At 64.3% G+C, this 19,932-nt stretch carries 16 protein-coding genes; 9 read left to right on the forward strand and 7 right to left on the reverse strand.

What is annotated here, in order from left to right; translation table 11 throughout:
- Positions 1-773: 773 nt before the first annotated feature.
- Positions 774-1,169 carry a cytochrome c-550 CycA gene (gene cycA / locus A3AS_RS0133720; protein WP_018321894.1) on the reverse strand — a complete coding sequence of 132 codons (396 nt, stop codon included), beginning with the start codon at positions 1,167-1,169 and terminating at the stop codon, positions 774-776.
- A 229-nt stretch (positions 1,170-1,398) separates the two neighbouring features.
- Here cycA and A3AS_RS0133725 point away from each other — a divergent pair, with 229 nt between their 5' ends.
- From A3AS_RS0133725 to A3AS_RS0133745, 5 genes are all read left to right on the forward strand, one after another.
- The gene (locus A3AS_RS0133725; protein ID WP_018321895.1) at positions 1,399-2,892 is read left to right on the forward strand and encodes an FAD-linked oxidase C-terminal domain-containing protein; all 1,494 of its coding nucleotides are present in this window, start codon (positions 1,399-1,401) and stop codon (positions 2,890-2,892) included.
- Positions 2,893-2,963: 71 nt separating this feature from the next.
- A complete protein-coding gene (locus A3AS_RS0133730) occupies positions 2,964-4,202 on the forward strand; it encodes an FAD-binding protein (protein WP_018321896.1) in 1,239 nt (412 codons plus the stop codon).
- Positions 4,199-5,521 carry a glycolate oxidase subunit GlcF gene (gene glcF / locus A3AS_RS0133735; protein WP_018321897.1) on the forward strand — a complete coding sequence of 441 codons (1,323 nt, stop codon included), beginning with the start codon at positions 4,199-4,201 and terminating at the stop codon, positions 5,519-5,521. Before A3AS_RS0133730 ends, glcF begins: the two co-directional genes overlap by 4 nt.
- A gap of 57 nt (positions 5,522-5,578) precedes the next feature.
- Entirely contained in the window at positions 5,579-5,989 is a 411-nt protein-coding gene (locus A3AS_RS0133740) for a hypothetical protein (RefSeq protein WP_020508787.1), read from the forward strand.
- Between the two features lie 391 nt (positions 5,990-6,380).
- Positions 6,381-7,397, forward strand: a complete 1,017-nt coding sequence (locus A3AS_RS0133745) for a TorF family putative porin (RefSeq protein ID WP_026202635.1) — start codon at positions 6,381-6,383, stop codon at positions 7,395-7,397.
- A 102-nt stretch (positions 7,398-7,499) separates the two neighbouring features.
- On the opposite strand, the gene A3AS_RS0133750 is transcribed toward A3AS_RS0133745, so the two are convergent.
- A complete protein-coding gene (locus A3AS_RS0133750) occupies positions 7,500-9,260 on the reverse strand; it encodes an ABC transporter ATP-binding protein/permease (protein WP_018321900.1) in 1,761 nt (586 codons plus the stop codon).
- Between the two features lie 315 nt (positions 9,261-9,575).
- Here A3AS_RS0133750 and A3AS_RS0133755 point away from each other — a divergent pair, with 315 nt between their 5' ends.
- Together A3AS_RS0133755 and A3AS_RS0133760 are read left to right on the forward strand one after the other, a co-directional pair.
- Positions 9,576-11,240, forward strand: coding sequence for an L-lactate permease (locus A3AS_RS0133755; protein ID WP_018321901.1), 1,665 nt, complete (start codon positions 9,576-9,578; stop codon positions 11,238-11,240).
- A gap of 159 nt (positions 11,241-11,399) precedes the next feature.
- A complete protein-coding gene (locus tag A3AS_RS0133760; RefSeq protein ID WP_018321902.1) occupies positions 11,400-11,798 on the forward strand; it encodes an META domain-containing protein in 399 nt (132 codons plus the stop codon).
- Positions 11,799-11,947: 149 nt separating this feature from the next.
- Here the strand turns inward: A3AS_RS0133760 and A3AS_RS0133765 are convergent, their stop codons facing one another.
- From A3AS_RS0133765 to groES, 3 genes are all read right to left on the reverse strand, one after another.
- Positions 11,948-13,159 (reverse strand): hypothetical protein, encoded by a 1,212-nt coding sequence (locus tag A3AS_RS0133765; RefSeq protein WP_018321903.1) that lies wholly within the window; start codon positions 13,157-13,159, stop codon positions 11,948-11,950.
- Positions 13,160-13,359: 200 nt separating this feature from the next.
- A complete protein-coding gene (groL, locus tag A3AS_RS0133770; protein ID WP_018321904.1) occupies positions 13,360-14,991 on the reverse strand; it encodes a chaperonin GroEL in 1,632 nt (543 codons plus the stop codon).
- A 147-nt stretch (positions 14,992-15,138) separates the two neighbouring features.
- A complete protein-coding gene (gene groES / locus A3AS_RS0133775) occupies positions 15,139-15,435 on the reverse strand; it encodes a co-chaperone GroES (RefSeq protein WP_018321905.1) in 297 nt (98 codons plus the stop codon).
- Positions 15,436-15,750: 315 nt separating this feature from the next.
- Here groES and A3AS_RS0133780 point away from each other — a divergent pair, with 315 nt between their 5' ends.
- Positions 15,751-16,272, forward strand: a complete 522-nt coding sequence (locus A3AS_RS0133780; protein ID WP_026202636.1) for a hypothetical protein — start codon at positions 15,751-15,753, stop codon at positions 16,270-16,272.
- A 190-nt stretch (positions 16,273-16,462) separates the two neighbouring features.
- Here the strand turns inward: A3AS_RS0133780 and A3AS_RS0133785 are convergent, their stop codons facing one another.
- The gene (locus tag A3AS_RS0133785; protein ID WP_026202637.1) at positions 16,463-17,248 is read right to left on the reverse strand and encodes a protein phosphatase CheZ; all 786 of its coding nucleotides are present in this window, start codon (positions 17,246-17,248) and stop codon (positions 16,463-16,465) included.
- A 316-nt stretch (positions 17,249-17,564) separates the two neighbouring features.
- Here A3AS_RS0133785 and A3AS_RS0133790 point away from each other — a divergent pair, with 316 nt between their 5' ends.
- A complete protein-coding gene (locus tag A3AS_RS0133790; RefSeq protein WP_018321906.1) occupies positions 17,565-18,374 on the forward strand; it encodes a L,D-transpeptidase in 810 nt (269 codons plus the stop codon).
- 643 nt (positions 18,375-19,017) lie between these two features.
- Here A3AS_RS0133790 and A3AS_RS0133795 read toward each other — a convergent pair.
- Complete coding sequence (locus A3AS_RS0133795) at positions 19,018-19,842, reverse strand: DUF2076 domain-containing protein (protein ID WP_018321907.1); 825 nt, start codon at positions 19,840-19,842, stop codon at positions 19,018-19,020.
- Positions 19,843-19,932: the final 90 nt, after the last annotated feature.

The following is a 19,932-nucleotide window of genomic DNA, read 5'->3' on the forward strand; positions in this document are numbered from 1 at the left end:
AATTCGCGGGGCGAGGGAGGCCAGAAGGAATGGTCGGCTCCCGGGAGATCACGGCATAAGCCGTCCAGCCATCGCGCAGGGAAGGCCGAGTGATCGGCCACACCTGTATGCTGCTGTGCGGTTCTTCCTGCGCGTGCTTTTCGCGCAGCAGACCGCGGGTGCCAGCCGGCACCCGGCCTTCCCTGCGCCCTCTTGGATTAGAGGGGAGCGAGACCAAGCAAAGCTCGGGCGAATGCGCCGCGAGGCCGAGAAGGCATGTCCGTGAGCTGAGCTGCGTGCCACAATCTCGAACTCGTAGGGTGGGCAAAGCGCAGCGTGCCCACGCCTTGTTGCTCATGGAGAGAGATCGTGGGCACGGCGCTACGCGCCTTTGCCCACCCTACGGCACTGCTGCGTGTGCGATTGAGCTGCGTGCCACAAACCAGATCTCGTAGGGTGGGCAAAGCGCAGCGTGCCCACGCCTTGTTGCTTATGGACGGAGATCGTGGGCACGGCGCTATGCGCCTTTGCCCACCCTACGGCACTGCAGCTGGGATATGCATTGGAGCATCGCGATGCCGCCCCTGGCTCCGTCATTGCGAGGAGCGCTTGCGACGAAGCAATCCAGAGTCTTTCGGAGGAATGATTCTGGATTGCTTCCGCCTTCGCCAAGGCTTCGGCGGACAAGTCGCTGCGCTCGCAATGACGGCGCAAAAAAAACGCGCCAAACAAAAGCCGCAGCTTCGGTTCTGACTCGGTCAGAACCGAAGCCGAAGCTGTCGACCGATCCGTGCTTACTGCTTGATCTTCCCGTCCTTGTCGAACTGAGAGACATAGGCCCAGAGATTGTTGATCTCGGTCTCGTTCTTGATGCCGGCGAACGCCATCTTGGTGCCGGGGATCTTGGCCTTGGGGTCCTTGATGTATTCCTTGAACACGGCCTCGTCCCAGGTGATGCCGGAATTCTTGTTCGCGTCCGAGTAGCTGTAGCCCTCAGCCGTGCCCGACTTGCGGCCGTTGAGACCGTTGAGCTCGGGGCCGACCTTGTTCTTGGCGCCTTCGCCGATCGCGTGGCAGGCCAGGCATTTGTTGAACGATGTCTTGCCGGCCGCGACATCCTGCGCCATCGCGGCGGGTGCGGTGGCAATGACGGTGAGGATCGTCAGCGCGCCGAAAGTCAGTTTTGTCATAAGTGTGCTCTTCGTCTCTTCCCGGGTCAGATGGAGGGTCGTGGTTTTGGCAGGTTCGATGCAAGTGGACAAGCCGCGAAACTTTGACAGGTTTCCTGATAGCAGACTTGCCCCAGAGAGAACTTGCGCTGCAACAAAGCAATGAGACCTTCGGAGGACCTACCCAAAGACGGCAAGACATGATTGATTTGCCGAAACAATTCCATCCGTCGGACGAAGGCTCCATAAAATGGCCATCATGATGCCCGCAAGCGACCAGGCCGTGCTCGCGCGGCGTGCCGAGATCGTTGCTGCATTGCGCGCGATCGTGCCCGGCGAGGGCGTGATCGATACGCCTGCGGAGATGCGGGCCTATGAATCCGACGGGCTGACGGCCTATCGGCAGCCGCCGATGGTCGTGGTGCTGCCCGATACGACCGAGCAGGTCTCCCTCATCCTGAAATATTGTGCAGGGCAAGGTATCAAGGTGGTGCCGCGCGGCTCCGGCACATCGCTCTCAGGCGGGGCGCTGCCGCTCGAAGACGGCGTGCTGCTGGGGCTCGGCAAGTTCAAGCGCATCCGCGAGATCGATTTCGACAATCGCGTCGTCGTCACCGAGCCCGGCGTCACCAACCTCGCCATCAGCCAGGCGGTCGCTCATGCCGGCTTCTATTACGCGCCCGACCCGTCCTCGCAGATCGCATGCTCGATCGGCGGCAATGTCGCGGAGAATTCCGGCGGCGTGCACTGCCTCAAATACGGCATGACCACCAACAACGTGCTCGGTTGCGAGATCGTGCTGATGAGCGGCGAGATCCTGCGCATCGGCGGCAAGGGGTGCGAGAACCCGGGCTACGATTTGATGGGCGTCATCACCGGCTCGGAAGGGCTGCTCGGCGTCATCACCGAGATCACGGTGCGCATCCTGCAGAAGCCGGAGACGGCGCGCGCGTTGATGGTCGGCTTCGCCGAGGTCGAGGCCGCCGGCGAATGCGTGGCGCGGATCATCGGCGCCGGCATCATTCCTGGCGGCATGGAGATGATGGACAAGCCCGCGATCCACGCCGCCGAGGCCTTCGTCCATGCCGGCTATCCGCTCGATGTCGAAGCGCTGCTCATCATCGAGCTCGACGGGCCCAAGATCGAGGTCGACGAGCTGATCACGCGCGTCGAGACCATCGCACGCGGCTGCGGCTCGGTAACGCTGCAGATCTCCAATTCGGAAGCCGAGCGCAATCTGTTCTGGGCCGGCCGCAAGGCTGCGTTCCCCGCCGTCGGCCGGATCTCGCCGGACTATCTCTGCATGGACGGCACAATTCCCCGCGGCGCGCTGCCGAAGGCGCTGGCGCGCATCCGCGAGCTCGGCGAAAAATACCAGCTCGGCTGCGCCAACGTGTTCCACGCCGGTGACGGCAATCTGCACCCGCTGATCCTGTACGATGCCAACAAGCCCGGCGAGATCGAGCGCGCCGAGGCCTTCGGCGCCGATATCCTGCGCGCCTGCGTCGAGTTCGGCGGCGTGCTCACCGGCGAGCACGGCGTCGGCATCGAGAAGCGCGACCTGATGCCCGACATGTTCAGCGAGATCGACCTCAACCAGCAGCAGCGGCTGAAATGCGCCTTCGATTCGCAAGGCCTGCTCAATCCCGGAAAAGTGTTTCCGACTCTGCACCGCTGCGCCGAGCTCGGCCGCATGCATGTGCATGCCGGCAAGCTGGCGTTTCCGGATCTCCCGCGGTTCTAGCGTCGGTCGCTGCGCCTTCGCTGCAACCGCCAAATTTGCTTTCCGTTCTAAACTTGGATACCGGCTCAGTCGTGGATACGCTTAAGGTCAGAGACGCCAAAGACGTCGAAGAGGTGGTGCGCGCGGCGATTGCCAATGAGCAGCCGCTCGAGATTATCGGTCACGGCTCCAAGCGCGGCATCGGTCATGCCATGGCGACCAATGCCGTGCTTGACCTCTCCGCGCTGAACGCCGTCACCTCCTACGAGCCGAACGAGCTGATCATCACGCTCCAGGCCGGCGCGCCGCTGGCCGATGTGCTGGCGCTGATCGATACCAAGAACCAGCAATTCGCGTTCGAGCCTGTCAACACCGCGCCGCTGCTCGGCACGCCCGCGCTCGGGACCATCGGCGGCATGATCGCGGCTGGGCTGGCCGGGCCGCGGCGGATCAGGGCGGGCGGGGCGCGCGACCATTTGCTCGGGGCGCACGCCGTCTCGGGCTTCGGCGACAGCTTCAAGACCGGCGGCAAGGTGGTGAAGAACGTCACCGGCTACGACCTCTGCAAGCTGCTCGCGGGGTCCTGGGGCACGCTGTCCGTCATGACCGAGGTCACGCTGAAGGTGATGCCCAAGCCCGAGGCCGAGCGGACGCTGCTGCTGCGCGGGTTAGATGATGCCGCCGCCAACAAGGCGATGACCGCGGCGCTCGGCTCGCCCTTCGACGTTTCCGGTGCCGCGCATCTGCCGAAATCGGCGTTCCGGGCCAAGACCGACGGGCTTGGTGATCTCGCAGGCCAGGACGAGGCGCTGACTGTGCTGCGGCTCGAGGGCATCACGGCCTCGGCCGCCCACCGCGCCAACTCGCTGCGGGAATTGCTGACGCCGTTCGGAACCGCGATGCTGATCGAGGACGCGGCGTCTGCCGCGCTGTGGGCCACGATCCGCGACGTGCTGCCGTTCGCGGCCGGTGGCGCGCTCGGCGCCTGGCCGGTCTGGCGGATCGTCTGCCCGCCGGCCTCAGGCGCTGCGCTCGGCTCGCAATTGGCGCGCGAGACCGGCGGCGACGTGATCTATGATTGGGGCGGCGGTCTGATTTGGGCGGCATTGCCGCCAAAGGGCGACGCGCATGCTCCGGCTGTTCGGATGCGTGCCAACGCCGTCGGCGGTCACGCCACGCTGATCCGGGCGGCCGAGGACGTCAGGCGCGAGGTCGACGTCTTTCATCCGCAGGCGCCGGGCATTGCCGCCCTGAGCGAGCGGGTGCGCGCCAGTTTCGATCCAAAGGCCGTTCTCAACCGGGGCCGCTTGAGCCGAGGCGCTGTGGCATGAAGACCGAATTCTCACTCGCCCAGCTTGCCGATCCCGACATCGCGGAAGCGGACAAGATCCTGCGCGCCTGCGTCCATTGCGGCTTCTGCACCGCAACCTGTCCGACCTATGTGCTGCTCGGTGACGAGCTCGATAGTCCGCGCGGCCGCATCTACCTGATCAAGGAGATGCTGGAGAAGGACCAGGCGCCGACGGCGGAGGTGGTCAAGCACGTCGACCGCTGCCTGTCGTGCCTGGCCTGCATGACGACTTGCCCCTCAGGGGTGAACTACATGCATCTCGTCGACCAGGCCCGGGTCAGGATCGAGCAGCGTTATGAGCGGCCCCTGGCTGAGCGGCTGCTGCGCCAGGTGCTGGCCTTCGTCCTGCCCGACCCGCAGCGTTTTCGCATCAGCATGGTGCTGGCGCGGCTGGCCCGTCCGCTTGCCGTTTTCCTGCCGACGCCGCGGCCCTCGGCGACGCCCGGCCTGATCCAGCGCATCAAGGCGATGCTGGCGCTGGCCCCGCACCGGCTGCCGCCGCCGGGCCCCGCCGCGGGCAGCGTGTTCGCGGCGCTCGGCAAGAAGCGCGGCCGGGTCGCGCTGCTCCAGGGCTGCGCCCAGCAGGTCCTGGCGCCGCGCATCAACCAGGCGGCCATCAGTCTTCTCACCCGCCACGGCGTTGAGGTTGTCCTGGTCCGGGACGAGCAGTGCTGCGGCGCGCTGACCCATCACCTCGGCGACGATCAGGATGCATTGGCGCGGGCGCGAGCCAACGTTGCGGCTTGGCGGAAGGAAGCGGCCGGCGAGGGGCTCGACGCCATCCTGGTGACGGCGTCCGGCTGCGGCACAGTAATCAAGGACTACGGCTATCTGCTGCGCGAGGATGCTGCGTTCGCCGCCGATGCGGCGAGGGTGTCCGCGCTCGCCAAGGACATCACCGAATACATCGCCGGCCTCGCACTCGAGCCGACTGCGCGACATGACAACATCGTCGTCGCCTATCACTCGGCGTGTTCGTTGCAACATGGGCAGAAAATCACGGGCCTTCCGAAAGAATTGCTTTCCAAGAATGGATTCGTGGTGAAAGATGTACCCGAGAGCCATTTGTGTTGCGGCTCGGCGGGGACCTACAACATTCTCCAGCCCGAGCTTGCGGGCCGGTTGCGCGATCGCAAGGTCGCCAACATCGCAAGCGTCAAGCCGGACATGATTGCCGCGGGCAATATCGGCTGCATGGTGCAGATTGCCAGTGGCACGTCAGTTCCGGTCGTACACACGATTGAGCTTCTCGATTGGGCTACGGGCGGGTCGCGGCCGGCATTGAACGCGCAAGTTTGAGCTTTCAAGCCTGAGCTTTCCTCCGGAGGCGACGGTAGAACGACGCCCGATCGACCATTGTTCGTCGGCAACAGGAGGACCACGATGGCGAAAGCGAAGAAGAAAAAAAGCAAGAAGGCCAAAAAGGCGAAGAAGGCTGTAGCGGCGAAGAAGTCCGCGAAGAAGTCTGCCAAGAAATCCACGAAGAAAGCTGCCAGGAAAACTGCCAAGAAAGCTGGCAAGAAAGCTGGCAAGAAAGCTTCGAAGAAGGCCGCCAAGAAGGCTGTGAAGAAGACAGCCAAGAAAGCAGCCAAGCCGGCTGCACCGAAGAAGGCCGCGAAGAAAGCGGCACCGAAGAAGGCGAAGGCAGCGCCCGCGCCGAAGCCGTCAGCGCCGGCGCCAGCTCCGGCTCCCGAGCCGGCCGCCGAGACGAGCTGGGCGATGCCTTCGTCTTCTGCGGAAGCGGCACCGGCCGAGGGGCAAAGCTAGCTCCCGTCCTGCGACCGCGATCGCCAACAGGGAAGGCCGCTGCGGTGACGCTGCGGCCTTTTTGCATCGCCGCAAGTACCTCCCGAAGCCGTCTCTTCCCCCCGCCAGCCTGATTCGTAGCCCGGTTGCCACGCTAGCTGCCTTCCCCGTACTTGCACGGTCCCTTCGTGCACTTTGGAATGCAAATAATGTGATCGAGAAGACACACAGGGCGATAACCTTTCGTGGAATCGTCAAAACGCCCAAAAAGTCGGCAGATGCCCGTGATTTTTGCTTCACGGTCCCCATCCCTCAATCCAGATTGTCGCAGTAACGCAATTTTGCAGACAAGTCGTTTGCCCCGGGGGGCTTCCGGGATCCGACTGGGTAAGAACTGACGATGGGGATCGAAATGAAGAAAGTGGCTTTGTTGGCAACGGCGCTGGCAATGGTGACAACGGGTTCGGCTTTCGCGGCAGACTTGCGCGTGAAGGCATTGAAGGCCCCGCCGCCGCCCGCCTTCGACCCCTGGGATATCGCCTTCGGCGGCGCGATCATGAGCAACTACGTCTTCCGCGGTATCACCCAGTCGAACAACAAGCCGTCGGTCGCGGCTTATTTCGAGCCGCGCTACAACGTCACCAAGGACCTGCAGCTCTATGTCGGCGTCGCCGGTGAGAGCATCTCCTTCCCGAACCGCGCCGCGGCCGAGATCGACATCTACGGCGGTATCCGCCCGACCTTCGGTGCCTTCGCCTTCGACATCGGCGTCTGGGGTTACCTGTATCCGGGTGGGACCTGCTATTACGGCGCCGGCTTCGATACCGCCGGCAATCCGCTCAGCGCAGAATGCGCGGCCAACGCGTTGGCGAACGGAAACGTCATGAAGAAGGACGTCAGCTTCTTCGAAGTCTACGGCAAGATGACCTACACGGTGAACGACAACTGGGCGTTCGGCATCAACGAGTTCTATTCGCCGAACTTCCTCAACACCGGCGCCTGGGGCAACTACACCTCGGTCACGGCCAAGTGGACGGCGCCGAGCACGACGTTCGGTTCGAGCGGCGTCGGCATGTATGTGTCGGGCGAATTCGGCCGTCAGTGGTTCGGCACCTCCGACTCGTTCTACGGCACCGGCATCGCCAGCCCGCTCGGCGGCGGCCCGTTCCCGAACGGCATCAAATACGCTGACTACAACACCTGGAACGTCGGCGTCGGCTTCACCTACAAGGTGATGACCCTGGATCTCCGTTACTCCGACACTGACCTCTCGAAGGCTAACTGCAACGCCTTCACCAGCGACAACACCGCCACCTTCAGCAGCAGCTACAGCAGCATCAATCCGTCGGGCGTCGGCTCCAAGTGGTGCGGCGCGACCGGCATCGCCAAGCTCTCGTTCGACCTGACGGCGATGACCAACCTGAAGTAAGTTTGTTCCCGAGACCATCTACGAGGGCGGCAGAGCAATCTGCCGCCCTTTTGCTTTGGGCCCGCGGGCCCGCCCTGGTAGTTCGAGATGCCGGCCGGCCCCTCAGCGCGCTGCGGTCGGCTCCGCCCGGGCCGGCTCGCCGGCTTTACCGAGGACGTGGATCTCGCCGTCCTCCACCAACGCCACCTTCCGGGTGTGGAAGGCGTCGAGCGTCGAACGGTGACCGATCGAGACGATGGTGGCCTGCGGCAGCTTCTCCGTCAGCAGCCGATAGAGCCGGTCCTCGGACGGCTCGTCCAGCGAGGCGGTCGCCTCGTCGAGGAAGAGATAGTCCGGCATGTGCAGCAGCGCACGAGCAAGCCCAAGGCGTTGCTGTTCGCCGAGCGACAATGTCCGGTTCCAGTGGCCGTGCTCGTCGAGCCGGTCCGCCAGTCGCGGCAGGCCGACGGCAATCAAGGCGTCGCGGATCTTCTCGGGCTGGACCGAGCCGTGCTCGGTCGGGTAGATGACGGCGTCGCCAAGCGCGCCGATCGGGAAATACGGCCGCTGCGGCAGCATCATCAGCTTCGACGTCTCGGGAATGGCGATCGTGCCGGTGCCGAACGGCCAGACGCCGGCGATGGCCCGGAACAGTGTCGACTTGCCGGAGCCCGACGGGCCGGTCACCAGCACCCGCTCCGACGGCTGGATCGTGAAGGCATCGGCTGCGATCAGAGGCGCGCCGTTCGGCAGTTTGACGAGCAATTGCTCGAGCGCGATGGCCTTGCCGTTCGCTGGTGCGATGTCGATGGTCGGTTCGAGCGCTGCGCCGTAGGCGGCGGAGCTGACCGACATCTCGAAGCCATCGAGGCGGGCGATCACCGCGCGCCACTCCGCGAGCGAGCGATAGGCGGTGACGAAGAAGGACAGCGCATCCTGCACGCTGCCGAACGCCGAGCCGGTCTGCATCATGTCGCCGAGCTGGATGCGCTTGGCGAAGTAGGCAGGCGCCACCACCACATAGGGAAAGAGCGTCGCGGCCTGACCGTAGCTTGCCGTGAAGGCGGTCAGGCGCTTGGTCCGGCCCATGATCTCGTACCAGTTGCCGATGACGAAGCCGAAGCGCCGCAGCAGATGCCCTCGCTCCGCGTTCTCGCCTTTCAAAAGGGCGATCTGCTCGGAATTTTCGCGCACGCGGATCAGGTTGAAGCGGAAGTCGGCCTCAAAGCGCTGCTGCTCGAAATTGAGATTGATGAGCGGGGCGCCGATCCAGTGGGTCAGCGCGGTACCCAGAATAGCGTAGGCCAGGGCGCACCAGACCAGAAAACCGGGCACGAGGATATCGGTGCCGTAAATGTACAAGGGGGCCTTGTAGGACAGGCCCCAGAGGATGACCACGAACGAGGCCAGCGTCACGATCGACGACAACAGGCCGAGGCCGATGGTCAGCGTTTGCTCGACGAAATTCTTGACGTCCTCGGTGATGCGCTGGTCCGGATTGTCGGCGGCATCGCCCTTGAGCTGCATGCGGTAATGCGTGGCGCCCTCGAGCCATTCGCCGAGATAGTGTTGCGTCAGCCATTGCCGCCAGCGGATCTGGAGCCACTGGTTCAGGTAGAGCTTGTAGACGGCCAGCGCGACGAAGGTGAAGGCAAGCCCAAGGAAGATCCAGACCTCCTTGACGAATTCGGGCAGATCGTAGGCCTGCAATGCGCTGTAGAACCGGTTCTGCCATTGATTGAGCAGCACATTGATCGCGACCAGCACCAGCTCCATCGCGACGACGACGGCGAGCAGGCCGCGGCCGGCCCATTTGTCTTCCGACCGGAAATAGGGGACGGCGATTCGCCAGACGATCGCGAGCGTGGCGCTGATGTTCTTCACAGAGCGGGGTCTCCTGGGGGGATGTGCACAAATGCCCTGAGCCAACCACTTGAGGCAATGGCGAAAAGCGGCGCGCTTAGACTAAAGTCGCAAGGTCTGCAATTTGCGTTGTCTTGTCGCACCCCGCAACCCTAGCATGGGGTTCGACGGCGCGGGGTAGGGGTGCTCGAGGATTTCGCGAGCTTGTGAGCGGGACGGGAACCGCCGCATTCGCGAGGAATTCGCGTCCAGCTCGGGGGTTATCGCTTCCAGCGTCAAGCAGGATCGGCTCTCCACGCGGGCCGTCTGCCGCAAACATGCGTGGGGAGGAAGACCATGTGGAATCAAGTCTATGATCCGCTGAACAGCCCGGTGCTGTCGACGATTGCGGCGGCGGTGCCCGTTGTCACGCTGCTGGTTCTGATCGCGAGCGGCCGCGTCCAGGCGCATATCGCGGCGGTCATCGCCGTGATCGTGGCCAATCTGATCACGATCTTCGTCTTCACCATGCCGGCGAACATGTCGATCCGCGCCTCGGTGCTGGGCATCGTCACCGGCTTTTTCCCGATCGGCTGGATCGTCCTCAACGTCATCTTCCTCTATCAGGTGACAGTGAGCACGGGACGCTTCGAATTGCTCAAGCGCGCCATCGGCGGCGTCACCGAGGACCGGCGGCTGCAATTGCTGCTGATCGCGTTCTCCTTCGGCGCGTTCTTCGAGGGCGCCTCGGGCTTCGGCACGCCGGTCGCCATCACCGGTGCCGTGCTGATCGGCCTCGGCTTCTCGCCGCTCGCGGCGTCCGGCCTGTCGCTGATCGCCAACACCGCGCCGGTCGCCTATGGCGCGCTGGGCACGCCGATCCAGGGCCTTGCCTCGGTCACCGGGCTCGATCCCTACATCCTCGGCGCGATGGTCGGCCGGCAATTGCCGGTCTTCTCGCTGATCGTGCCGTTCTGGGTGGTGTGGGCGTTCGCGGGCTGGAGGGGCATGAAGGATGTCTGGCCGGCGATCCTGGTCACCGGCGTGTCGTTCGCGATTCCGCAATTCGTGATCTCGAACTTCATCAACCCCTGGATCGTCGACATCGGTGCGTCGCTGATCTCGATGGGCGCGCTGATTCTGTTCCTCAAGGTCTGGCAGCCCAGGCAGCTCTGGCTGTCGCCGGCGCTGCGCGGCCGCGATGAATCGGCAGCCACCATGGCGGCGGCCAAACCGCTCGACAAGACGCCGCTGACGCAGAGCGAACTGTTCGGCGCGCTGCTGCCGTGGATCATCGTCTGCATCGTGATGCTGATCTGGGGCAACGGGGCGTTCAAGGCCTGGGCGAATTCGATCTTTGTCTGGAACTATCCCGTGCCCGAGCTGCACCAGATGATCAACAAGATGCCGCCTGTCGCGCCAGCGCCGACGAAAGAGAGCGCGGTGTTCGGCTTCACCTACCTGTCCTTCACCGGCACCGGCATGCTGATCGCGGCGATCATCTCCGGTGTCCTGATGGGCGTCGGTCCCGGCAAGCTCGTAACCGAGTACGGCCGCACCATCCGGCTCTGCGCGATCTCGCTGATCACGATCTCGGCGATGCTGGCGATCGGCACCTTGACGCGGCTCTCCGGCGTCGACGCGACGCTCGGCCTCGCCTTCGCCGCAACCGGCGTGCTCTATCCCTTCTTCGGCACGCTGCTCGGCTGGCTGGGCGTGGCGCTGACGGGGTCGGACACCGCCTCCAACGTGCTGTTCGGAAACCTGCAGAAGATCACCTCCGAGCAGCTCGGCCTGTCGCCGGTCCTGATGGCCGCGGCGAACTCGTCCGGCGGCGTGATGGGCAAGATGATCGACGCGCAGTCGATCGTGGTCGCCTCCACTGCCACCAACTGGTACGGCCACGAGGGCACGATCCTGCGCTTCGTGTTCTGGCACTCGATCGTGCTGGCCTGTCTCGTCGGCGTGCTCGTGACGTTGCAGGCCTATGTCTGGCCGTTCACGGCAATGGTCCTGAAGTAGCAGGCCAACTCCGGCTCGAACGCAAATCCCCGCGAGGTTCCGCCCCGCGGGGATTTTTGCGTCCAATCAAATCTCATCGCGCTCCAGGTGGCGCGAATCTTCTCAATGGCGCCGCCGTCTTATAGAAGGTGCGGCAAATCAGGTCGGACGAGAGGTCTCATGGTTTCGCTCAAGCGATTGGTGTGTGCTTCGGTTGCAATGCTCGCGATGTCCATTGTCGCGCGTGCCGAGGACGGCTTCCCGTTCGGCACCGAGATGACGCTGGAAGCGCTGCCGCAAGCAGGCTCGAAGCGAATTCCGAACATCGAGATCGGCGACCATGGCGAGGTCGTGCTCGAGCTCTGGTGCAAGGGCGGCAAGGGCCAGTTCTCGGTCGCTGGCAACACCGTGATCTTCGTCCCCGGCCAGATCCAGGATCGCTCCTGCCCGGCGGCAAGGGCGCAGGCCGACGACGATCTGGTCGCGGCACTGAGCAGTGTCGAGACCTGGAAGCGTCAGGGCGACGTGCTGACGCTGATCGGCCCCAAGCCGCTGCGTTTTCGTACGACGGGGAATTAGCTCCGCTCTCGTGTCCCGGACGCGCTGCAGCGTGCAACGCTGCTGCGCAGAGCCGGGACCCAGACTCGATCGGCGACTGCGCGGGGCCTCTGGGCCCCGGCTCTGCAGCGCATCACTGACGTGCTGCGCAGCGTCCGGGGCACGAAAGCCTACTTCCACACCGATTTGTCGGCATCCCAGCGCTGGCCCCTAAGCTCCTTGGCGAGCGCCTCGACCGAACCGTTGTCGTCGGGCTGCTCGCCTTCCTCGTCGACCGAGGTGTCGTCGGAGAGATTGAGCTTGGCGCCGCTGCTCTCGTCGGCGGTCGTCGTCGCGGGGCTGCCGATCCAGAGCATGAGCTTGTCGGTCGTGCCCGGCTTGTCGGGCGAGACGAGTCCTGCGACCTCGATCGTGTCGGTGAGATCGAGCGCGGGGAAATCCGGGTTCGGCCGCTTGAAGACCAGCTTCAGCTTGCCCGTGGCGGGGTTGAAGCTCTGCGAGACCGGCTTTGCCGCGAGCGTCCGGCTCAAAACGTTCGAGACGGCGGCCGCGAGCTTGTCCTTGCTGATCTTGTCGCCGTCGCGCCAGTCGGCCGCGGCGAAGCGGATGGTGCGGTCCATCTCGGTCATGCCCGCGGTCCAGCCCGCGGCGGTGACGCCCGGCGTCGCCTTGAATTTCGCCAGCAGCGCGCCAGCGCGCTCGGGATCGACCGACATGTTGATGGTCTGCTCGCCTGCGCGCAGGGCATCGCAGCCGACCGTGAGGCTCGCCAGCGTCACCTCGACCGCCTGGCCCTTCAGGCTCTTCAGGAAGTCGGTTGCAGCGTCGAGCTTGACCTTGACCGCGATCGCCTCCGGCGAGACGTCGGTGAAATCCTTCGGCTGCGGCGTGATGCCGTCGTCGGAGGTCTGGTTGTCCTGAAATTCCTTTTCGCTGAGATCGGAATTGTCGGGCGAGGTCACCTCGGTCACCACCTGGCCGACGCTGATCTGGCCGCGGAATTCGAAAGTGTCGCCGCTCTGCTTGCGCAGCAGCTTGACGCTGACCGGCGACTTCTCGCTGATGCTCTGCGTGGTGCCGGTCAGGGTCTGGCCCGCGACCTGGAGATTGACGACGAAGCGGTCCTTGCGGTCGGAATTCTTTGCGACGGGATAGCAGACGTCGAGCACGGCCGCCGTCACCGTCTTGCCCTGGCGCGTCTCCTTCAGGATCACGTCGGCATTGCCGTCCATCAGCCCGTCGATCGAGGTGAAATAGCGCGTCTCCGGACCGCCGGGCATCGTGGCCTTCGGCGACAGCTTCATCTGGGCGGAGGCGGGATGCGGAGAAGCTGCAAGCAGAGCCGCCAAAACGGCTGTCGAACAAACCAGAAGCGCACGCATCGATGAAATCCTCGCGCAACGGGCATGATCCGGAAAGGTGTGAAGCGGTTTTCCGAGAGGATCATGCCCAAACAATTCGAATCGGCGCGTCACCGTAGTGGGTTTTGGCCGACGGTTGAATCGGAAAGCGGAGGGGCAGGGTCGGCAAAAAAGAAGGCCGCCCGGAGGCGGCCTTCGCAACACTGTAACGGAACGGAGGCTTAGAAGCCGCCCATGCCGCCGCCGGCGGGCATCGCGGGCGGGGCTTCCTTCTTCGGCGTTTCGGCGACCATGGCCTCGGTGGTGACCAGCAGGCCGGCCACGGAGGAGGCGTCCTGGAGCGCGGTGCGCACCACCTTGGCGGGATCGATGATGCCCTTCTCGACCATGTCGACATAGTCCTCGTTCTGGGCGTCGAAGCCGAAGGTCTCGGACTTGTTCTCCAGGATCTTGCCGACGACGATCGAGCCTTCCACGCCCGCGTTCTCGGAGATTTGGCGGATCGGAGCTTCCAGCGCCTTCAGCACGATGTTGATGCCGGCCTGGACGTCGGCATTGGCGTTGGTGAGACGGCCCACCGCCTTCTTGGCGCGCAGCAGCGCGACGCCGCCGCCGGGGACGATGCCTTCCTGCACCGCGGCGCGGGTGGCGTTGAGGGCGTCCTCGACGCGGTCCTTCTTCTCCTTGACCTCGATCTCGGTGGCGCCGCCGACGCGGATCACCGCGACGCCGCCGGCCAGCTTGGCGAGGCGCTCCTGGAGCTTCTCACGGTCGTAGTCCGAGGTGGTCTCCTCGATCTGCGCCTTGATCTGGCCGACACGGGCCTCGATATCCGGCTTCTTGCCGGCGCCCTTCACGATCGTGGTGTTCTCCTTGTCGATCACGACCTTGCCGGCGCGGCCCAGCATCTTCACCGTGACGTTCTCGAGCTTCATGCCGAGGTCCTCGGAAATGAGCTGGCCGCCGGTGAGGATGGCGAGGTCCTCGAGCATTGCCTTGCGGCGATCGCCGAAGCCCGGCGCCTTGACGGCGGCGACCTTGAGGCCGCCGCGGAGGCGGTTGACGACCAGGGTGGCCAGCGCCTCGCCCTCGACGTCCTCGGCGATGATGACGAGCGGCTTGCCCGACTGCACCACGGCTTCCAGCACCGGAAGCATGGCCTGCAGGCCCGAGAGCTTCTTCTCGTGCAGGAGGATGTAGGCATCCTCGAGTTCGGCGGTCATCTTCTCGGGGTTGGTGACGAAGTAGGGGCTGAGATAGCCGCGGTCGAACTTCATGCCCTCGACGATGTCGACTTCGGTGTCGAGCGACTTGTTCTCTTCGACGGTGATGACGCCTTCGTTGCCGACCTTCTGCATCGCCTGGGCGATCATCTTGCCGATGGCGGCATCGCCGTTGGCGGAGATGGTGCCGACCTGGGCGACCTCGGAGGAGGCGGCGACCGGCTTGGCGCGCTTCTCGATGTCCTTGATGACCGCAGCAACCGCGCTGTCGATGCCGCGCTTGAGGTCCATCGGGTTCATGCCGGCGGCAACGGCCTTGGCGCCTTCGCGCACGATGGCCTGGGCCAGCACGGTTGCGGTGGTGGTGCCGTCACCGGCGAGGTCGTTGGTCTTGGAGGCGACCTCACGCACCATCTGGGCGCCCATGTTCTCGAACTTGTCCTCGAGCTCGATCTCCTTGGCGACGGTGACGCCGTCCTTGGTGATGCGGGGTGCGCCGAAGCTCTTCTCGATGACGACGTTGCGGCCCTTCGGGCCGAGCGTCACCTTGACGGCGTTGGCAAGAACGTCGACGCCGCGCAGCATGCGATCGCGCGCGTCTCCGGAAAACTTGACGTCTTTGGCAGCCATTTTAGCAATCCCTCGTGTGTGGTGATGTGTCTGCCGCTCGCCCGTCGCATCAATTCCGGGATTCGTGGACCGAACCCGGCGGAATGATGGATGCCCGGATCGCCTGGATCCGGGCATGACATTCAGCGGCTGTTCAGGCGGATGGCCTTAGGCCAGTACGCCCATGATGTCCGACTCCTTCATGATCAGGAGCTCTTCGTTGTCGATCTTGACCTCGGTGCCCGACCATTTGCCGAACAGCACGCGGTCGCCGACCTTGAGGTCGATCGGGGTCAGCTTGCCGGTCTCGTCACGGCCGCCGGGGCCGACGGCGACGACCTCGCCCTGGGACGGCTTTTCCTTGGCGCTGTCCGGAATGATGATGCCGCCCTTGGTCTTTTCCTCGGCGTCGATACGTTTGACCACGACACGGTCATGCAGCGGACGAAATTTGGATTTAGCCATGACGTTTCCCTTTGGAGGCTCGCTTCGGAAGTAGTGAAGTGGGTGGGGCGGCGCTTCCGTCCGCCCCCTATCCCGAGGATCGAACGGCGTGCTTAGCAATCGGGCTTTCCGAGTGCTAATAGTGGGCCCGGAAATATGGCTTGGCCGCGATCCTGTCAAGCAAAGGTGGTTAAGCGATTGGTGAGGCGGATATAGGATGGTGGCACTGGAAACTTGTTCGGGGCGCCGACGTATTAAAGGACGTCATTGCTCCGGCAGCGGTTTTGCGCTTGGCTGCAGGAGGGGTGCGGCCATGGTCTTGTTCGGGGGAATGCCATGATCAGTTCAGCTCACGCGCGCACGGTTGCCAATCTGGCCGCCGCCTCTTGTCTGGCGCTGCTGCTGGGCGCCTGCGGCGGCGGCATGAGCCTGCCGTCCTTCTCGTCGTCCTCGCCGCCGCCCGAAGCCGAGCCGGGCGTCGCGCCCGAAATGCCTGCGACCATTCGCGCCGACGAGATCGTCGGCCGCTGGGGCCTCGCCTCGTTCCAGAACCCGGCCGACCGCGCCCGCACCGAGGCTGCCGCCCGGGCCCAGTGCAAAAATCCCTACGTGATCACCGCCGGCTCCTCCGGCGGCGTGATCATGCATCTGGCCGACCAGGCGACGCCGCAGGAGCTGCGGCTGAAGGGCTCGCCGAGCGGCAAGAACTACATCGGACCGGCCGGTCCGACCCCCGGCGAGCAGGACCGCGAAATCATCTCCTTCGACGGCCGCGTCCTGATCACCCGCTTCATCGACAAGGACGCCGCCACCCGCTACGGCAACATGGTCTACGTCCGCTGCGCGCCGCGGGCGTAGCTTCTCGCCTACGTCATGCTCCGCGACAGCGGGGCATCCAGTACGCCGCGGCTTCTCGGTTCAATCACTGCTGCCTCTGGAATACTGGATCGTCCGGTCAAGCCGGACGATGACAGCGGAGAGGATGGTCCCAAAAAGCAAAAACGCCGGCCAAAGGCCGGCGTTTTGTTTTTCTCTATCTGGCGTCCGCTCAGTCGAACAGCGCGTCGATGTCGTCCTGCGAGGCGTGGCCGACGTCGCCGGCGAGCTTGGGGCCGTTGAGAAGCTTGTCGTCCTCGCTGCGATTGTCGACCGGCGGCACGACGTGGGACTTGATGGCGTCGACGCCGCCCCAGATCTCCATCATCGCATTGATGTGCTGCTCGATGAACTTCATCGTGGTCATGACCTTGCTGATGCGCTGGCCGGTCAGGTCCTGGAAGTTGCAGGCCTCGAAGATCGAGATGACGCGTTCCTGAATGTCGTCGGCGAGCCGCTTCTGCTGGTCGATCGAGTCCACCTTGGACATTGCGCTGGCGGCCTGGTCGATCGATTCCGCGGCTTCGAGGATCTGCTGGGTCGCCTGCTCGGTGCCGCCGACCACCGCGCCGAGCTCGCCATTGACCTTGGCCATTTCGCCGCCGTCAAAGCTCTTGCCGTGCAGCGTTGCGATTTCGCGCTTGGTGCGGTCGATGGCGTCATGGATGAGGTCGAGCTCGACCTTCAGCTTTTCGCACTGCTCGATCTGGGCCCGATAGGTTTCGAGCATGGTACGAGCCTCGGAGAGCTCGTGGGCGGTGGAGGCGTCGATCGCCGCCATGGCTGCGCTGCCGGACAAGGGCAAGGGCGCAGCGCCTTTCGCCATCTGTGCACGGATCGCACGTAGCTCGGCCATGATCTCGCTATGCATCGGGATTGCCTCTTCGGTTACGTCCAAAATCGGCATCTCGCCACCAGCGATATCCTCGACGCGAAAACGTTTGCGGTGAACAGCCATCAGGATACTCCCCCCACCTCACTCACGCGTCTTTGTAGGCAGAAGCGATTTAACACGAAGTTCACGGCAGGAACTGTTGTGCGGCTGCGCGCGACGGCGCGCAAAGAAGCGATTAACCATGCGCGTGCGGCGTTCATCGAAAATAAACGCTGATCGCCAAATTGCCCCGCTGCTGACGACGTGGTGAATCCAAACGCTGTTTCTGTTTACCAAACAAAACGGCTTTTGCCTTTTATTGACCACGTCGAGGGGCGCGGACCAGCCATCAGCTCTCCACGGCGCATGTGATCTAGACGAAACAGTACAGAGTACGTCGATGTTCAAGAAAATGTCTGTCGCGCTGCTCGGCAGCGCTTGCACCTTCATTGCCGGCGTAAACAGCGCCAGCGCCTTCGACAATTCGGTGCCGAACGATCCGCCCGCGGTGCTCTACCAGCCGCAGGTGCCGCCGGCGCCGGTGCGCGTCGCCTCCAATGCGAACATGGGCGGCGGCTTCATCGAGTTCCTGTTCGGCGACGGTCCCGGCCGTGGTCCGGCCTACGCGCCCGAGCGGCCGGTCTATCAACAGCAGCCCGGCTATTACGACCAGCGCCGCCTGCCGCCGATGGGCGAGCCGCAGCAGGGTGGATATCAGCAAGGCGCGGTTCAGCAGGAGACGGTCGACCCGCGGCAGCGTCCGTTCGATCCGAGGTTCGAGAAGCAATCTGTTGACTATAGCGGCAAGGAAAGTCCCGGCACCATCGTGGTCGATACCCCGAACAAGTTCCTCTATCTCGTCGAGGGCAACGGCAGGGCGATGCGCTACGGCATTGGCGTCGGGCGTCCCGGCTTCACCTGGTCCGGCGTGAAGGCGATCACGGCCAAGCGCGAATGGCCGGACTGGACGCCGCCGGCCGAAATGCTCGCCCGCCGCCCCGATCTGCCCCGGCACATGGAAGGCGGTCCGGAGAACCCGCTCGGCGCCCGTGCGATGTATCTGGGCTCGACGCTGTACCGCATCCACGGCTCCAACGAGCCCTGGACCATCGGCACCAACGTCTCCTCCGGCTGCATCCGCATGCGCAACGAAGATGTCATCGACCTCTACGGCCGCGTCAATGTCGGCACCAAGGTCGTGGTGATGTAGCCCGGCGCTCGCTGCGAGCCGTCAACTCCGCGTGTCGCGCCGGCTCGCGACGCGCGGCACGAAGGCGTTGCGTGCCGCCGGCGTACGTCCTCCGGCTAAGGTCTAGGCTGGCCGACGATGCCCCGTCGAAGCCAGACGAGGGGCAACAGAGCAGCGACGACGCGTTGACGAATGGGAAAGCGATGCGCGAGCGGAGCGCTTCAATCGCCGCGCCGACAGCTCGGCCTTCTTGACGAGCTCGTGCAGTCCCTCCAACTCCGACAACTCGGTGATGAGATGAGTTGTCACGTTGGTCAGGGTGGCGATGCGCTGCTGAAGTGGACTCATTTTTAAAACCCCGACTATAACCAAGAGAGGCAACCACATCGGTGTGTGGCATGAGCAACGTGTTCTTCCAGTTGAACACCCATGTCCGCATTTGGAAATCCGGGAGTCTACGGCTGCGCGTGTCAGATGCCGATTTGATTTGTCATGGTGAATTCAGGCGCGTCGGGTAACGTTCAGCCAGTCCAATGACGCCGCACATTAGTCATACTATATCGAACGTCCCAGCTGCTTGCCGTCGCACAAAAGGCGCTCGGGGCACGGCTCTAAAGAAAACGGCCGCCGAGAGGCGGCCGTTCGCATCTTCGGGGCGAATTGCTCACGCGTAATCGCTGCCGCCGTCGTCGTCGCCGCCGAAGTCGCTGTCGTCGGCCACGTCCATATTGCCGTCGTCGTTGTTGTCGCCGTAGTTCTGGTCGTTGTCGTTACGATCGTTGTTCGCCTGGTCGGAGAAGCTCTGGCGAGACTCGCGGTTCGAGCCGATGTCGTTCAGGCCGGCATCGCGCGCGAGCGAGCCGCCGGACTGATCGCTGCCGCCCCAAGGACTTCCACCAGCGCCGCGGTCGCCGAGGGCATTGGTGTCGCCAAAGGCCTGCTGATGCGATCCGCCCATCATGCCGCGGATGCTGGAGAGCAGCAGCGAGCCACCGACGACGCCGGCGGCAGCTGCCGCCGCGGTGCCGAGGAACGAGCCGCCGCCACCGCCCATCGGCGGTGCGCCATAACCCTGGCCCGGGCCCTGACCTGGACCTTGGCCGTAAGGGGGCTGACCGTAGCCCGGTTGCGTCTGCTGCATCGCTCCGCCGCTGTTCCAGACCGGCCGCGCGTCACGCGGCGGCACGTTCGGAACCGAGCCGCGCGAGGGGCCTCCGCCGAACAAGGTGTCGCGCATGGTGTCGAGGAAGCCGCCGGACTGCGCCTGCTCGGGCCCATGGGCCGCTTCCAGCTCCTGGATGCGGTTATGGGCGCGCTTCAGCGCTTCATCCTGCAGCAGCGTGGTCTGCACCAGCGCATAGATCGCGCCGGGTGCCTTGCGCAGCCCGTCCGAGATCGCCGCGATCGCGTCGGGATCGCGCGGTGCGTTTTCCAGTTTCGAAAGCCGGTCGAAAAGGTCGTCGACGAGCTGGCGTTCCTGCGGCGTCATGATCAGTCTCCCTCGCGCAAAACAAGCGCGAAGCAGATGTAGGGTTCCATTGTGGCCCCAACAGTGCCGGCCGGATTAAATTTCGGTATG

The organism is Bradyrhizobium sp. WSM2793 (assembly GCF_000379585.1).
Classification (GTDB): domain Bacteria; phylum Pseudomonadota; class Alphaproteobacteria; order Rhizobiales; family Xanthobacteraceae; genus Bradyrhizobium.

Excerpts from the sequence above, each read along its gene's own strand:
- cycA (WP_018321894.1), bottom strand. The coding sequence starts at position 1,169 with ATGACAAAACTGACTTTCGGCGCGCTGACGATCCTCACCGTCATTGCC.
- A3AS_RS0133725 (WP_018321895.1), top strand. The coding sequence starts at position 1,399 with ATGGCCATCATGATGCCCGCAAGCGACCAGGCCGTGCTCGCGCGGCGT.
- glcF (WP_018321897.1), top strand. The coding sequence starts at position 4,199 with ATGAAGACCGAATTCTCACTCGCCCAGCTTGCCGATCCCGACATCGCG.
- A3AS_RS0133745 (WP_026202635.1), top strand. The coding sequence starts at position 6,381 with ATGAAGAAAGTGGCTTTGTTGGCAACGGCGCTGGCAATGGTGACAACG.
- A3AS_RS0133755 (WP_018321901.1), top strand. The coding sequence starts at position 9,576 with ATGTGGAATCAAGTCTATGATCCGCTGAACAGCCCGGTGCTGTCGACG.
- A3AS_RS0133760 (WP_018321902.1), top strand. The coding sequence starts at position 11,400 with ATGGTTTCGCTCAAGCGATTGGTGTGTGCTTCGGTTGCAATGCTCGCG.
- A3AS_RS0133765 (WP_018321903.1), bottom strand. The coding sequence starts at position 13,159 with ATGCGTGCGCTTCTGGTTTGTTCGACAGCCGTTTTGGCGGCTCTGCTT.
- groL (WP_018321904.1), bottom strand. The coding sequence starts at position 14,991 with ATGGCTGCCAAAGACGTCAAGTTTTCCGGAGACGCGCGCGATCGCATG.
- groES (WP_018321905.1), bottom strand. The coding sequence starts at position 15,435 with ATGGCTAAATCCAAATTTCGTCCGCTGCATGACCGTGTCGTGGTCAAA.
- A3AS_RS0133780 (WP_026202636.1), top strand. The coding sequence starts at position 15,751 with ATGATCAGTTCAGCTCACGCGCGCACGGTTGCCAATCTGGCCGCCGCC.
- A3AS_RS0133785 (WP_026202637.1), bottom strand. The coding sequence starts at position 17,248 with ATGGCTGTTCACCGCAAACGTTTTCGCGTCGAGGATATCGCTGGTGGC.
- A3AS_RS0133790 (WP_018321906.1), top strand. The coding sequence starts at position 17,565 with ATGTTCAAGAAAATGTCTGTCGCGCTGCTCGGCAGCGCTTGCACCTTC.
- A3AS_RS0133795 (WP_018321907.1), bottom strand. The coding sequence starts at position 19,842 with ATGACGCCGCAGGAACGCCAGCTCGTCGACGACCTTTTCGACCGGCTT.